This is a genomic window from Pseudomonas wadenswilerensis (assembly GCF_024749185.1).
Classification (GTDB): Bacteria; Pseudomonadota; Gammaproteobacteria; order Pseudomonadales; family Pseudomonadaceae; genus Aquipseudomonas; species Aquipseudomonas wadenswilerensis.
This window is the reverse complement of sequence record NZ_CP087191.1, coordinates 2,045,308-2,060,539: the sequence shown is the minus strand read 5'-3', so window position 1 is coordinate 2,060,539 and position 15,232 is coordinate 2,045,308. Positions and strand designations below refer to the sequence as shown.

13 protein-coding genes are annotated in these 15,232 nt (G+C 62.8%); all 13 read left to right on the top strand.

Annotation, left to right across the window (positions count from 1 at the left end):
- The first annotated feature begins 157 nt into the window (after positions 1-157).
- Positions 158-571: an NADH-quinone oxidoreductase subunit A gene (locus LOY45_RS09470; protein WP_010220397.1), complete on the top strand. Its 414-nt coding sequence runs from the start codon at positions 158-160 to the stop codon at positions 569-571.
- Between the two features lie 10 nt (positions 572-581).
- Positions 582-1,259: an NADH-quinone oxidoreductase subunit B gene (locus LOY45_RS09465; protein ID WP_010220398.1), complete on the top strand. Its 678-nt coding sequence runs from the start codon at positions 582-584 to the stop codon at positions 1,257-1,259.
- 78 nt (positions 1,260-1,337) lie between these two features.
- Positions 1,338-3,119: an NADH-quinone oxidoreductase subunit C/D gene (nuoC, locus tag LOY45_RS09460; protein WP_134063341.1), complete on the top strand. Its 1,782-nt coding sequence runs from the start codon at positions 1,338-1,340 to the stop codon at positions 3,117-3,119.
- A 2-nt stretch (positions 3,120-3,121) separates the two neighbouring features.
- On the top strand, positions 3,122-3,619 hold the full coding sequence (gene nuoE, locus LOY45_RS09455) for an NADH-quinone oxidoreductase subunit NuoE (protein WP_115087769.1): 498 nt from the start codon (positions 3,122-3,124) through the stop codon (positions 3,617-3,619).
- Entirely contained in the window at positions 3,616-4,989 is a 1,374-nt protein-coding gene (gene nuoF, locus LOY45_RS09450; protein ID WP_115087770.1) for an NADH-quinone oxidoreductase subunit NuoF, read from the top strand. Before nuoE ends, nuoF begins: the two co-directional genes overlap by 4 nt.
- A 134-nt stretch (positions 4,990-5,123) precedes the next feature.
- Positions 5,124-7,838 (top strand): NADH-quinone oxidoreductase subunit NuoG, encoded by a 2,715-nt coding sequence (nuoG, locus tag LOY45_RS09445; RefSeq protein ID WP_134063343.1) that lies wholly within the window; start codon positions 5,124-5,126, stop codon positions 7,836-7,838.
- Complete coding sequence (nuoH, locus tag LOY45_RS09440; protein WP_038996049.1) at positions 7,835-8,842, top strand: NADH-quinone oxidoreductase subunit NuoH; 1,008 nt, start codon at positions 7,835-7,837, stop codon at positions 8,840-8,842. The genes nuoG and nuoH overlap by 4 nt, the downstream gene beginning before the upstream one ends.
- A gap of 11 nt (positions 8,843-8,853) precedes the next feature.
- On the top strand, positions 8,854-9,402 hold the full coding sequence (nuoI, locus tag LOY45_RS09435) for an NADH-quinone oxidoreductase subunit NuoI (protein WP_009400993.1): 549 nt from the start codon (positions 8,854-8,856) through the stop codon (positions 9,400-9,402).
- A 9-nt stretch (positions 9,403-9,411) separates the two neighbouring features.
- Positions 9,412-9,912, top strand: a complete 501-nt coding sequence (nuoJ, locus tag LOY45_RS09430; protein WP_115087772.1) for an NADH-quinone oxidoreductase subunit J — start codon at positions 9,412-9,414, stop codon at positions 9,910-9,912.
- A 4-nt stretch (positions 9,913-9,916) separates the two neighbouring features.
- The gene (gene nuoK, locus LOY45_RS09425; RefSeq protein ID WP_028944232.1) at positions 9,917-10,225 is read left to right on the top strand and encodes an NADH-quinone oxidoreductase subunit NuoK; all 309 of its coding nucleotides are present in this window, start codon (positions 9,917-9,919) and stop codon (positions 10,223-10,225) included.
- Positions 10,222-12,075 (top strand): NADH-quinone oxidoreductase subunit L, encoded by a 1,854-nt coding sequence (gene nuoL, locus LOY45_RS09420; protein ID WP_258579012.1) that lies wholly within the window; start codon positions 10,222-10,224, stop codon positions 12,073-12,075. The genes nuoK and nuoL overlap by 4 nt, the downstream gene beginning before the upstream one ends.
- Before the next feature lie 39 nt (positions 12,076-12,114).
- A complete protein-coding gene (gene nuoM, locus LOY45_RS09415) occupies positions 12,115-13,647 on the top strand; it encodes an NADH-quinone oxidoreductase subunit M (RefSeq protein WP_115087774.1) in 1,533 nt (510 codons plus the stop codon).
- A 7-nt stretch (positions 13,648-13,654) separates the two neighbouring features.
- Positions 13,655-15,124, top strand: a complete 1,470-nt coding sequence (gene nuoN / locus LOY45_RS09410; RefSeq protein WP_115087775.1) for an NADH-quinone oxidoreductase subunit NuoN — start codon at positions 13,655-13,657, stop codon at positions 15,122-15,124.
- Positions 15,125-15,232 lie beyond the last annotated feature (108 nt).

The window sequence follows — 15,232 nt, the reverse complement described above, 5'->3', positions numbered from 1 at the left end:
TTTTTGTTCTTAATCTTACGAATAAATTTGCTGCAGAAATTTTACTTGCACCGGGTTTACCCATAAAATCAGCGCGATAGATTCCGCTGCGACATATCGTCACTGCTCTACTTCTTTTCAAGCCGCAGAGACTGGTCTCTGTATAAGGATTTTCAGCATGCCCGATTCGACAGGACTCATCGCCCACAACTGGGGCTTTGCCATTTTCCTTTTGGGTGTCGTAGGCCTGTGTGCCTTCATGCTCGGCCTGTCCGCCCTGCTCGGCAGCAAGGCCTGGGGCCGCAGCAAGAACGAGCCCTTCGAGTCCGGCATGCTGCCCACTGGCGGCGCCCGCTTGCGTCTGTCAGCCAAATTCTATCTGGTCGCGATGCTGTTCGTGATCTTCGATATCGAAGCCCTCTTTCTCTTTGCATGGTCTGTGTCCGTCCGCGAAAGCGGCTGGACCGGATTCGTCGAAGCACTCGTTTTCATAGCAATTCTGTTGGCAGGTCTTGTCTACCTATGGCGCGTCGGAGCACTTGACTGGGCTCCCGAAGGTCGTCGCAAGCGGCAAGCGAAGCTGAAACAATGAGGCTTTGGCAATGCAATACAATCTCACCAGAATCGACCCGGATGCTCCCAACGAGCAATATCCAATCGGAGAACGGGAAACCGTCTCCGATTCGCTGCTAGAGGACCAGGTCCACAAGAACATCTTCATGGGCAAACTTGAAGATGTGCTCAGTGGCGCGGTCAACTGGGGGCGTAAGAACTCCCTGTGGCCGTACAACTTCGGCCTCTCCTGCTGCTACGTGGAAATGACCACGGCCTTCACGGCGCCCCACGACATCGCCCGCTTCGGCGCCGAAGTCATCCGGGCATCGCCGCGTCAGGCCGACTTCATGGTCATCGCCGGCACCTGCTTCATCAAGATGGCGCCGATCATCCAGCGCCTGTACGAGCAGATGCTCGAGCCCAAGTGGGTCATCTCCATGGGTTCGTGCGCCAACTCCGGTGGCATGTACGACATTTACTCGGTCGTTCAGGGGGTCGACAAGTTCCTCCCCGTGGATGTCTACGTGCCTGGCTGCCCGCCACGCCCTGAAGCCTTCCTGCAAGGCCTGATGCTGTTGCAGGAGTCGATTGGCCAGGAGCGTCGCCCTCTTTCCTGGGTTGTCGGTGATCAAGGCATTTACCGTGCCGAGATGCCGTCGCAGAAAGAGCAACGCCGTGAACAGCGCATCCAGGTCACCAACCTGCGCAGCCCCGACGAAGTCTGATCCAGCGACCTGTTGCCTGCGCATGTGCGACAGGCAGCCTGGCTTCATTCTCTACGTTGACCGAAAGCGACCGAGACCATGACAGCGGACACCGCTATTTATATCCCGCCTTACAAGGCTGACGACCAGGATGTGGTCGTCGAACTGAACAACAAATTCGGCCCCGAAGCGTTCGTCGCCCAGGAAACCCGCACCGGCATGCCGGTGCTTTGGGTTACCCGCGAAAAACTCAAGGACGTGCTGGGTTTCCTGCGCCATGTCGCCAAGCCGTACAGCATGCTCTACGACCTGCATGGCGTCGACGAGCGCCTGCGCACCCAGCGCCGCGGCCTGCCGGGCGCAGACTTCAGCGTGTTCTACCACCTGCTCTCGGTGGAGCGGAACAGCGACGTGATGATCAAGGTGGCCCTCAGCGAAGGCGACCTGAACCTGCCCACCGTCACCGGTATCTGGCCCAACGCCAACTGGTACGAGCGTGAAGTCTGGGACATGTTCGGCATCGACTTTGCCGGCCACCCGCACCTGACCCGGATCATGATGCCGCCGACCTGGGAAGGTCACCCGCTGCGCAAGGACTACCCTGCCCGCGCCACCGAATTCGATCCGTACAGCCTGACCCTGGCCAAGCAGCAACTCGAGGAAGAAGCCGCACGCTTCAACCCTGAGGCCTGGGGCATGAAACGCCAGGGCACCAACGAGGACTACATGTTCCTCAACCTGGGCCCGAACCACCCTTCGGCCCACGGTGCCTTCCGTATCGTCCTGCAGCTGGACGGCGAAGAGATTGTCGACTGCGTCCCGGACATCGGCTACCACCACCGTGGCGCCGAGAAAATGGCCGAGCGTCAGTCCTGGCACAGCTTCATCCCCTACACCGACCGTATCGACTACCTCGGCGGGGTGATGAACAACCTGCCGTACGTACTGGCGGTGGAGAAGCTGGCCGGCATCCAGGTGCCGCAGAAGGTCGACGTGATCCGCATCATGCTCGCCGAGTTCTTCCGCATCACCAGCCACCTGCTGTTCCTGGGGACCTACATCCAGGACGTCGGCGCCATGACCCCGGTGTTCTTCACCTTCACCGACCGTCAGCGCGCCTACACCGTGATCGAAGCCATCACCGGCTTCCGTCTGCACCCGGCCTGGTACCGCATCGGTGGTGTTGCCCACGACCTGCCGCGCGGCTGGGAAAAACTGGTGAAGGACTTCGTCGACTGGCTGCCAAAGCGCCTCGACGAGTACACCAAGGCCGCCCTGCAGAACAGCATCCTCAAGGGCCGGACCATCGGCGTTGCCCAGTACAACACCAAAGAGGCCCTGGAATGGGGCGTCACCGGTGCTGGCCTGCGTTCCACCGGTCTTGACTTCGACCTGCGCAAAGCCCGCCCTTACTCCGGCTACGAGAACTTCGAGTTCGAAGTGCCGCTGGCCCACAACGGCGATGCCTACGATCGCTGCATGGTCCGTGTCGAGGAGATGCGCCAGAGTATCCGCATCATCGACCAGTGCCTGCGCAACATGCCGGAAGGCCCGTACAAGGCGGATCACCCGCTGACCACGCCGCCGCCGAAAGAGCGCACCCTGCAGCACATCGAAACCCTGATCACTCACTTCCTGCAGGTTTCGTGGGGCCCGGTCATGCCGGCCAACGAATCCTTCCAGATGATCGAGGCGACCAAGGGCATCAACAGTTACTACCTGACGAGCGACGGCGGCACCATGAGCTACCGCACCCGGATCCGTACCCCGAGCTACCCGCACCTGCAGCAGATCCCTTCGGTGATCCGCGGCAGCATGGTCGCGGACCTCATTGCGTACCTGGGCAGTATCGACTTCGTTATGGCTGACGTGGACCGCTAAGCATGAACAGCACGCTTATCCAAACCGACCGTTTCGCCCTGAGCGAAACCGAGCGCTCGGCCATCGAGCACGAGATGCATCACTACGAGGACCCGCGCGCGGCGTCCATCGAAGCCCTGAAGATCGTCCAGAAGGAACGCGGCTGGGTGCCGGACGGCGCCATCTACGCCATCGGCGAAGTGCTCGGCATTCCTGCCAGCGACGTCGAAGGCGTGGCCACCTTCTATAGTCAGATCTTCCGTCAGCCGGTTGGCCGGCACATCATCCGCGTCTGCGACAGCATGGTCTGCTACATCGGCGGCCACGAGTCGGTGGTCAGCCAGATCCAGACCGAACTGGGCATCGGCCTGGGCCAGACCACCGCAGACGGGCGCTTCACCCTGCTGCCTGTGTGCTGCCTGGGTAACTGCGACAAGGCCCCGGCGCTGATGATCGACGACGACACCTTTGGCGACGTGCAGCCTGCTGGCGTCTCCAAGCTGCTGGAGGGTTACGTATGACCATCACTTCCTTCGGCCCGGCCAACCGCATTGCGCGCTCGGCTGAAACCCATCCGCTGACCTGGCGCCTGCGTGACGACGGCGAGCCGGTCTGGCTCGACGAGTACCAGGCCAAGGACGGCTACGCCGCCGCCCGCAAGGCCCTGGCGCAGATGTCCCAGGACGATATCGTCCAGACCGTGAAAGATTCCGGCCTCAAGGGCCGTGGCGGTGCGGGTTTCCCGACCGGCGTCAAATGGGGCCTGATGCCCAAAGACGAATCCATGAACATCCGCTACCTGCTGTGCAACGCGGACGAAATGGAGCCCAACACCTGGAAAGACCGCATGCTGATGGAGCAACAGCCCCATCTGCTGATCGAAGGCATGCTGATCAGCGCCCGCGCGCTGAAAGCCTACCGCGGCTACATCTTCCTGCGTGGCGAATACACCACCGCAGCGCGCAACCTCAACCGTGCGGTCGAGGAAGCCAAGGCTGCAGGCCTTTTGGGCAAGAACATCCTCGGCAGCGGCTTCGACTTCGAGCTGTTCGTCCACACCGGTGCCGGGCGCTACATCTGCGGTGAAGAAACCGCACTGATCAACTCCCTCGAAGGCCGCCGCGCCAACCCGCGCTCCAAGCCGCCCTTCCCTGCCGCCGTTGGCGTGTGGGGCAAGCCGACCTGCGTGAACAACGTCGAGACCCTGTGCAACGTGCCGGCCATCGTCGGCAACGGCATCGACTGGTACAAGTCGCTGGCCCGCGAAGGCAGTGAAGACCACGGCACCAAGCTGATGGGCTTCTCCGGCAAGGTCAAGAACCCGGGCCTGTGGGAACTGCCGTTCGGCGTCAGCGCCCGCGAGCTGTTCGAAGACTACGCCGGCGGCATGCGCGATGGCTTCAAGCTCAAGTGCTGGCAGCCAGGCGGCGCCGGTACCGGTTTCCTGCTGCCCGAGCACCTGGATGCGCAAATGTACGCCGGTGGCATCGCCAAGGTCGGCACCCGTATGGGTACCGGCCTGGCCATGGCCGTGGACGACAGCGTCAACATGGTCTCGCTGCTGCGCAACATGGAAGAGTTCTTTGCCCGTGAATCCTGTGGCTTCTGCACCCCGTGCCGCGACGGCCTGCCGTGGAGCGTCAAGCTCCTGCGCGCCCTCGAACAAGGCCAGGGCCAGCAGGGCGACATCGAGACCCTGCTGGGTCTGGTCGGTTTCCTCGGCCCAGGCAAGACCTTCTGTGCACACGCACCGGGCGCCGTTGAGCCGCTGGGTAGCGCGATCAAGTACTTCCGCCCTGAGTTCGAGGCTGGCATCGCCAGCCAGGCACCGGCTGCTGCCGCTGCCGGCCTGCGCCCGGACCTGGCGAAGCCGATCGTCGTCGGCGCATAACGAATAACAACGCGGGCGGTCCGTGCCGCCCGCTTGCCTGCTCAGCTCGCCCGGGGACACCTGTCGCGGGCTGCAGGCACACAGATTTCCATTAGCCACGCCCGCAGACGCGGGCCAACGAAGAACTTTGAACCATGGCCACTATCCACGTAGACGGCAAAGAGCTCGAAGTCAACGGCGCAGACAACCTGTTACAGGCGTGTCTGTCGCTCGGCCTCGACATCCCCTATTTCTGCTGGCACCCGGCGCTCGGTAGCGTCGGTGCCTGCCGCCAGTGTGCGGTCAAGCAGTACACCGACGAGAACGACACCCGTGGTCGCATCGTCATGTCCTGCATGACCCCTGCCACCGATGGCAGCTGGATTTCCATCGAAGACGAAGAAGCCAAGGTATTCCGTGCCAGCGTCGTCGAATGGCTGATGACCAACCACCCGCACGACTGCCCGGTGTGCGAGGAAGGCGGTCACTGCCACCTGCAAGACATGACGGTCATGACCGGCCACAACGAGCGCCGCTACCGTTTCACCAAGCGTACCCACCAGAACCAGGAGCTCGGCCCGTTCATCGCTCACGAGATGAACCGCTGCATCGCCTGCTACCGTTGCGTGCGTTACTACAAGGACTACGCCGGCGGTACCGACCTGGGCGTATTCGGTGCCCACGACAACGTCTACTTCGGTCGCGTTGAAGACGGTACCCTCGAGAGCGAGTTCTCCGGCAACCTCACCGAGGTCTGCCCGACCGGTGTGTTCACCGACAAGACCCACTCCGAGCGCTACAACCGTAAATGGGACATGCAGTTCGCCCCGAGCATCTGCCATGGCTGCTCCAGCGGTTGCAACATCAGCCCGGGTGAGCGTTACGGCGAACTGCGCCGGATCGAGAACCGCTTCAACGGTTCGGTCAACCAGTACTTCCTCTGCGACCGTGGCCGTTTCGGCTATGGCTACGTCAACCGCACCGACCGTCCACGTCAGCCACTGCTGGCCGACGGCACCAAGCTGAGCCTGGATGCCGCCCTGGACAAGGCTGCGGACATGCTGCGCGGGCGCAATATCGTCGGTATCGGCTCGCCGCGCGCCAGCCTCGAAAGCAACTACGGCCTGCGCGAACTGGTCGGTGCCGAGCACTTCTACTCGGGTATGGAAGCCGGTGAGCTGGCCCGCGTACGCCTGGCCCTGCAAGTGCTCAACGACAGCCCGCTGCCGGTCCCGACCCTGCGCGACATGGAAGACCATGACGCGGTGTTCGTACTTGGCGAAGACCTGACCCAGACCGCCGCCCGTGTGGCCCTGGCCCTGCGTCAGTCGGTCAAGGGCAAGGCCGAAGCCATGGCCGATGCCATGCGCGTTCAGCCTTGGCTCGATGCCGCGGTGAAGAACATCGGCCAGCACGCCATGTACCCGCTGTTTATCGCAAGCCTGGCCGAAACCAAGCTCGATGACGTCGCCGAAGAGTGCGTGCACGCAGCGCCGGACGACCTGGCCCGCATCGGTTTCGCCGTGGCCCATGCCATCGACCCGAGCGCCCCTGCCGTCGACGGCCTGGACGCCGAAGCCCTGGCCCTGGCCAAGCGCATCGCCGACGCCCTGGTGGCCGCCAACCGTCCGCTGGTGGTTGCCGGTACCTCGCTGGGTTCCAACGCCCTGATCGAAGCCGCGGCCAACATCGCCAAGGCCCTGAAGCTGCGCGAGAAGAACGGTTCCCTGAGCCTGGTGGTGCCTGAGGCCAACAGCCTCGGCCTGGCCATGCTCGGTGGCGAGTCGATCGATGCCGCGCTGGACGCAGTGATCGAAGGCAAGGCCGACGCCATCGTCGTGATGGAAAACGACCTGTACAGCCGCGTTGCCGCTGCCAAGGTCGACGCTGCCCTGGCCGCTGCCAAAGTCGTAATCGTTGCCGATCACCAGAAGACCGCTACCACCGACCGCGCCCACCTGGTGCTGCCGGCGGCGTCCTTCGCCGAAGGCGACGGTACCCTGGTCAGCCTGGAAGGCCGTGCCCAGCGCTTCTTCCAGGTGTTCGACCCTACCTACCTGGACAGCAGCATCCTGGTTCACGAAGGCTGGCGCTGGATGCACGCCCTGCGTGCCACCCTGCTCAACAAGCCGGTCGACTGGACCCAGCTGGACCACGTCACCAGCGCCTGCGCCGCTGCCGCGCCGCAACTGACCGGCATTGTCAACGCCGCACCGTCCGCTTCGTTCCGCATCAAGGGCATGAAGCTTGCGCGTGAGCCGCTGCGCTACTCCGGCCGTACCGCCATGCGCGCCGACATCAGCGTGCACGAGCCGCGTACCCCGCAAGACAAGGACTCCGCATTCGCCTTCTCCATGGAAGGTTACTCGGGTTCGGCCGAACCGCGCTCGCAAGTGCCGTTCGCCTGGTCGCCGGGCTGGAACTCGCCGCAAGCCTGGAACAAGTTCCAGGACGAGGTCGGTGGTCACCTGCGCGCAGGCGACCCGGGCACCCGCCTGATCGAAACCCAGGGCGACAAGCTGAACTGGTTCGCCAGCGTTCCGGCAGCCTTCGCTCCGGCCCGCGGCACCTGGCAGGCCGTACCGTTCTACCACCTGTTCGGCAGCGAAGAGAACTCTTCGCGCGCAGCGCCGGTGCAGGAGCGCATCCCGCAAGCCTACGTGGCCCTGGCCAAGTCCGAAGCCGACCGCCTGGGTGTCAACGACGGCGCCCTGCTCAGCCTGAACGTGGCAGGCGTGACCCTGCGTCTGCCGCTGCGCATCAATGAAGAACTGGGCGCAGGCCTGGTTGCCCTGCCGAAAGGCCTGGCCGGCATTCCGCCAGCCATCTTCGGTGCATCCGTCGAAGGCCTGCAGGAGGCAGCACAATGACCTGGTTCACCCCTGAAGTGATCGATGTGATCATTACCGTCATCAAGGCCATCGTGGTCTTGCTGGCCGTGGTGGTCTGCGGTGCGCTGCTCAGCTTCGTCGAGCGGCGCCTGCTGGGCTGGTGGCAGGACCGTTACGGTCCGAACCGCGTCGGCCCGTTCGGCATGTTCCAGATCGCAGCCGACATGCTGAAAATGTTCTTCAAGGAAGACTGGAACCCGCCCTTCGTCGACAAGGTGATCTTCACCCTGGCGCCAGTGGTGGCCATGAGCGCCTTGCTGATCGCCTTCGCGATCATCCCGATCACCCCGACCTGGGGTGTCGCGGACCTGAACATCGGCCTGCTGTTCTTCTTCGCCATGGCCGGTCTGTCGGTCTACGCCGTGCTGTTCGCCGGCTGGTCGTCGAACAACAAGTACGCCCTGCTCGGCAGCCTGCGGGCCTCGGCCCAGACCGTGTCGTACGAAGTGTTCATGGGCCTGGCGCTGATGGGCATCGTGGCCCAGGTCGGCTCGTTCAACATGCGCGACATCGTTGACTACCAGGCCCAGAACCTGTGGTTCATCATTCCGCAGTTCTTCGGCTTCTGCACCTTCTTCATCGCTGGCGTCGCCGTGACTCACCGTCACCCGTTCGACCAGCCGGAAGCGGAACAGGAACTGGCCGACGGTTACCACATTGAATATGCCGGCATGAAATGGGGCATGTTCTTCGTCGGTGAGTACATCGGCATCATCCTGATCTCGGCGCTGCTGGTAACCCTGTTCTTCGGCGGCTGGCACGGCCCGTTCGGCATCCTGCCGCAACTGTCGTTCGTCTGGTTCGCCCTGAAGACCGCGTTCTTCATCATGCTGTTCATCCTGCTGCGCGCCTCGATCCCGCGCCCGCGCTATGACCAGGTGATGGACTTCAGCTGGAAGTTCTGCCTGCCGCTGACCCTGATCAATTTGCTGGTGACCGCTGCGCTCGTGTTGCTCAACACGCCAGCTGTTGCGGCCCAGTGAGGATTTGACCCATGTTCAAATATATTGGCGACATCGTTAAGGGCACTGGCACCCAGCTGCGCAGCCTGGTGATGGTGTTCTCTCACGGTTTTCGCAAACGTGACACCCTGCAATACCCGGAAGAGCCGGTCTACCTGCCGCCACGCTACCGTGGCCGCATCGTCCTGACCCGCGACCCGGATGGCGAAGAGCGCTGTGTAGCGTGCAACCTGTGTGCCGTGGCCTGCCCGGTCGGTTGCATCTCGCTGCAGAAAGCCGAAACAGAAGACGGTCGTTGGTACCCGGAGTTCTTCCGCATCAACTTCTCCCGTTGCATTTTCTGTGGCCTCTGCGAGGAAGCCTGCCCGACCACCGCAATCCAGCTCACGCCGGATTTCGAAATGGCCGAGTTCAAACGTCAGGACCTGGTTTACGAGAAAGAAGATCTGCTGATCTCCGGCCCCGGCAAGAACCCTGACTACAACTTCTACCGTGTTGCAGGTATGGCTGTTGCCGGCAAGCCGAAAGGCGCCGCGCAGAACGAAGCCGAGCCGATCAACGTGAAGAGCTTGCTCCCTTAAGGAAGAAAGATGGAATTCGCTTTCTATTTCGCATCCGGTGTCGCTGTGGTGTCCACCCTTCGGGTGATCACCAACACCAACCCCGTGCACGCCCTGCTCTACCTGATCATTTCGCTGATCTCCGTGGCGATGACCTTCTTCGCCCTCGGCGCTCCGTTCGCCGGTGTCCTGGAAGTGATCGCCTATGCTGGCGCCATCATGGTGCTGTTCGTCTTCGTGGTGATGATGCTCAACCTCGGGCCGGCTTCGGTCGCCCAGGAACGCGGCTGGCTCAAGCCGGGCATCTGGCTCGGCCCGGTGGTGCTTGGTGCACTGCTGCTGGTCGAGCTGCTGTACGTGCTGTTCGTCAGCGAAAGCGGTGCCGGCATCGGCCACACCACCGTTGACGCCAAGGCCGTCGGCATCAGCCTGTTCGGCCCTTACCTGCTGGTGGTGGAACTGGCCTCGATGCTGCTGCTCGCCGCGGCGGTGACGGCTTTCCATCTCGGCCGCAACGAGGCGAAGGAGTAATCACATGCCAGCAATTCCTCTCGAACATGGTTTGGCCGTCGCCGGCATCCTGTTCTGCCTCGGCCTGGTAGGCCTGATGGTGCGCCGCAACATTCTTTTCGTGCTGATGAGCCTGGAAATCATGATGAACGCCTCGGCACTGGCCTTCATCGTCGCTGGCAGCCGCTGGGCACAGCCGGATGGGCAGATCATGTTCATCCTGGTGATCAGCCTGGCAGCGGCCGAGGCCAGTATCGGCCTGGCGATCCTGTTGCAGCTGTATCGCCGCTTCCACACTCTCGATATCGATGCAGCCAGTGAGATGCGCGGATGAACCTTATCTTCCTGACGTTCGTATTCCCCCTGATCGGCTTCCTGCTGCTGTCGTTCTCGCGCGGTCGCTGGTCCGAGAACCTGTCGGCGCTGGTCGGCGTCGGCTCGGTGGGCCTCTCGGCCGCCGTGGCCGCCTACGTGATCTGGCAGTTCAACATCGCCCCGCCGGAAGGCGGCGCGTACAGCCAGCTGCTGTGGCAGTGGATGTCGGTGGACGGCTTTGCGCCGAACTTCACCCTGTACGTGGATGGTCTGTCGGTCACCATGCTCGGCGTGGTCACCGGTGTCGGCTTCCTGATCCACCTGTTCGCGTCCTGGTACATGCGTGGTGAAGCCGGCTATTCGCGCTTCTTCGCCTACACCAACCTGTTCATTGCCAGCATGCTGTTCCTGGTTCTGGGCGACAACCTGCTGTTCATCTACTTCGGTTGGGAAGGCGTGGGCCTGTGCTCGTACCTGTTGATCGGTTTCTACTACAGCAACCGCAACAACGGCAACGCCGCGCTGAAAGCCTTCATCGTCACCCGTATCGGCGACGTGTTCATGGCCATCGGCCTGTTCATCCTGTTCGCCCAGCTCGGCACCCTGAACGTGCAGGAGCTGCTGGTACTGGCGCCGCAGAAGTTCCAGGCGGGTGATTTCTGGATGGTCCTGGCGACCCTGATGCTGCTCGGTGGCGCGGTCGGTAAATCGGCCCAGCTGCCGCTGCAGACCTGGCTTGCCGACGCGATGGCCGGCCCTACCCCGGTTTCGGCACTGATCCACGCGGCAACCATGGTTACCGCCGGCGTTTACCTGATTGCCCGTACCCACGGTCTTTTCGCCCTGGCACCCGACATCCTGCACCTGGTCGGTGTGGTCGGCGGCGTGACCCTGGTACTGGCCGGCTTTGCCGCCCTGGTCCAGACCGACATCAAGCGTATCCTCGCCTACTCGACCATGAGCCAGATCGGCTACATGTTCCTGGCCCTGGGCGTTGGCGCCTGGGAAGGCGCGATCTTCCACCTGATGACCCACGCCTTCTTCAAGGCCCTGCTGTTCCTTGCCTCCGGTGCGGTGATCGTTGCCTGCCACCACGAGCAGAACATCTTCAAGATGGGCGGCCTGTGGAAGAAACTGCCCCTGGCCTACGCCAGCTTCATCGTCGGTGGCGCCGCCCTGGCTGCCCTGCCGCTGCTGACCGCCGGCTTCTACTCCAAGGACGAGATCCTCTGGGAAGCCTTCGCCAGCGGCAACAACGGTCTGCTGTACGCCGGCCTGGTCGGTGCGTTCATGACCTCGCTGTACACCTTCCGCCTGATCTTCATCGCCTTCCACGGCGAAGCCAAGACCGAAGCTCACGCCGGCCACGGGATTTCCCACTGGCTGCCACTGGGCGTGCTGATCGTGCTGTCGACCTTCGTCGGTGCCTGGATTCATCCACCACTGGCAGGCGTGCTGCCGCAGAGCGTCGGCCATGCTGGCGGCGAAGCCAAGCACAGCCTGGAAATCGCCTCGGGCGCCATCGCCATCGCCGGTATCCTGCTGGCCGCGATGCTGTTCCTGGGCAAGCGTCGCCTGGTTACCGCGATCGCCAACAGCGGCATCGGTCGTGTGCTGTCGGCCTGGTGGTTCGTCGCCTGGGGCTTCGACTGGATCTACGACAAGCTGTTCGTCAAACCTTACCTGCTGATCAGCCACATCCTGCGCAAGGATCCGGTTGACCGCAGCATCGGCCTGATTCCGCGTATGGCGAAGGGCGGTCATGCCGCCATGAGCAAAACCGAAACCGGTCAGCTGCGCTGGTACACCGCTTCGATCGCCGTAGGTGCCGTGCTTGTGCTCGGTGCCGTTGTTATGGCTGCGGTCTGATATGAACCTTGCGACTTTGCGAAAGGAATTGAGCCCGTCATGATTTTGCCTTGGCTGATCCTGATCCCCTTCATCGGTGGCCTGCTGTGCTGGCTGGGTGAGCGCTTCGGCGCCACCCTGCCGCGCTGGATTGCGCTGCTGACCATGTCCCTGCTGCTTGGTATCGGCCTCTGGCTGTGGGCCAACGGGGACTACACCCTGGCCCCTGCACCGGGCGCCGCGCCTGAGTGGGCGGTCGAATTCAAAGTGCTGTGGATCGAGCGCTTCGGCATCAGCCTGCACCTGGCCCTCGACGGCCTGTCGCTGCTGATGATCCTGCTCACCGGCCTGCTCGGTGTGCTCTCGGTACTGTGCTCCTGGAAAGAGATCACCCGCCACGTCGGCTTTTTCCACCTCAACCTGATGTGGATCCTCGGTGGCGTGGTCGGTGTGTTCCTCGCCCTGGACCTGTTCCTGTTCTTCTTCTTCTGGGAAATGATGCTGGTGCCGATGTATTTCCTCATCGCGCTCTGGGGTCACAGTTCCTCGGACGGCAAGAAGACCCGGATCTACGCCGCGACCAAGTTCTTCATCTTCACCCAGGCCAGCGGCCTGATCATGTTGGTGGCGATCCTCGGCCTGGTACTGGTCAACTACAGCAACACCGGTGTGATCACCTTCGACTACACCCAGTTGCTCAAGGCCGAACTGCCGGCGGGCACCGAATACCTGCTGATGCTCGGCTTCTTCATCGCCTTCGCGGTCAAACTGCCGGTCGTACCCTTCCACTCCTGGCTGCCTGATGCTCACGCCCAGGCACCGACCGCAGGTTCCGTCGACCTCGCCGGTATCTTGCTGAAGACTGCGGCCTACGGCCTGCTGCGTTTCGCCCTGCCGCTGTTCCCGAATGCCTCGGCCGAGTTTGCGCCGATCGCCATGACCCTGGGTCTGATCGGGATTTTCTACGGTGCCTTCCTGGCGTTCGCCCAGACCGACATCAAGCGTCTGGTCGCCTTCTCCAGCGTTTCGCACATGGGCTTCGTGCTGATCGGTATCTACTCCGGCAGCCAGCAAGCACTGCAAGGTGCGGTGATTCAGATGCTGGCCCACGGCCTGTCGGCGGCGGCACTGTTTATCCTCGCCGGCCAGCTGTACGAGCGCCTGCACACCCGTGACATGCGTCAGATGGGTGGCCTGTGGCACCGTATCGCCTACCTGCCGGCCATCAGCCTGTTCTTCGCTGCGGCGTCGCTGGGCCTGCCGGGTACCGGTAACTTCGTGGGCGAATTCCTGATCCTGATCGGCAGCTTCGTCGCCTCGCCATGGGTCACCGTGATCGCCACTTCCGGCCTGGTGTTCGGTTCGGTGTACTCGCTGATCATGATTCACCGCGCCTACTTCGGCCCGGCCAAATCCGATGAAGCCCTGGCTGGCATGGATACCCGTGAACTGATCATGGTGCTGGGCCTGGCTGGCCTGCTGATCTTGCTGGGCATCTACCCGCAGCCGTTCCTGGACACTTCTGCCGCCACCATGAGCGGTGTGCAGCAGTGGTTCGGTACCGCTTTCACTCAACTCGCTTCGGCCCGGTAAGAGCGCTATGGACCTGACGATTCAACACTTTATCGCGCTTGCGCCGCTGCTGATCACCACCATCACCACTGTCGTGGTGATGCTGGCGATCGCCTGGCGCCGCAACCACTCGCAAACCTTCCTGCTGTCCATCGTGGGCCTGAACCTGGCCCTGCTGTCGATCATCCCGGCCCTGAAGGTTGCGCCACTGGCGGTCACCCCGCTGCTGACCATCGACAACTTCGCCTGCCTGTACATGGCGCTGATCCTGGTCGCCACCCTGGCCTGCGTCACCCTCGCCCACGCGTATCTGGGTGATGGCGGCAAAGGCTACCCGGGCAACCGCGAAGAGCTGTACCTGCTGATCCTCATGTCGGCACTGGGCGGCCTGGTACTGGTCAGCGCGCAGCACCTGGCAGGCCTGTTCATTGGCCTGGAGCTGCTGTCGGTACCGGTCTATGGCCTGGTGGCCTATGCCTTCTTCAACAAGCGTTCGCTGGAAGCCGGCATCAAGTACATGGTGCTCTCGGCCGCCGGTTCCGCCTTCCTGCTGTTCGGCATGGCGCTGCTGTATGCCGACGCCGGCAGCCTGAGCTTCGACGGTATCGGCAAGGCCCTGGCAACCACCAGCATGCCGAGCATGATCGCCCAGCTGGGCCTGGGCATGATGCTGGTCGGCCTGGCCTTCAAACTGTCGCTGGTGCCTTTCCACCTGTGGACCCCGGACGTCTACGAAGGTGCTCCGGCACCGGTTGCCGCCTTCCTGGCCACCGCCAGCAAGGTTGCCGTGTTCGCCGTCGTCGTACGCCTGTTCATGCTCTCCCCTGCTGCCAGCAGCGGCGTGCTGACCACCGTGCTGTCGGTGATCGCCGTGGCTTCGATCCTGATCGGTAACCTGCTGGCGCTGACCCAGAGCAACCTCAAGCGTCTGCTCGGTTACTCCTCGATTGCCCACTTCGGCTACCTGCTGATCGCCCTGGTGGCAAGCAAGGGTCTGGCCGTCGAAGCCATCGGCGTGTACCTGGTCACCTACGTGATCACCAGCCTCGGTGCCTTCGGCGTGATCACCCTGATGTCGTCGCCGTACAACGGCCGTGACGCCGACGCCCTGTACGAGTACCGCGGCCTGTTCTGGCGCCGTCCGTACCTGACCGCGGTGCTGACCGTGATGATGCTGTCGCTGGCGGGTATCCCGCTGACCGCAGGCTTCATCGGCAAGTTCTACATCATCGCTACCGGCGTCGAGTCGCAGCTGTGGTGGCTGGTCGGTGCCCTGGTGATCGGTAGTGCCATCGGCGTGTTCTACTACCTGCGCGTGATGGTCACCCTGTACCTGATCGAGCCGAACCTGCGTCGCCACGACGCCCCGCTGAACTGGGAACAGCGTACTGGCGGCGTCATGCTGCTGGCCATCGCCATCCTCGCTTTCGTGCTGGGTGTGTACCCGCAGCCACTGCTGGACATGGTTCAGCATGCCGGGCTGCAACTGATCGGTTGATCGATCTGGCTATGACAAACACCCCGCTTCGGCGGGGTGTTTTGTTTTGGGCTGCTCTGCAACCATCGCTGGCAAGCCAGCTCCCACAGGATTTGGTAATGATCCTGT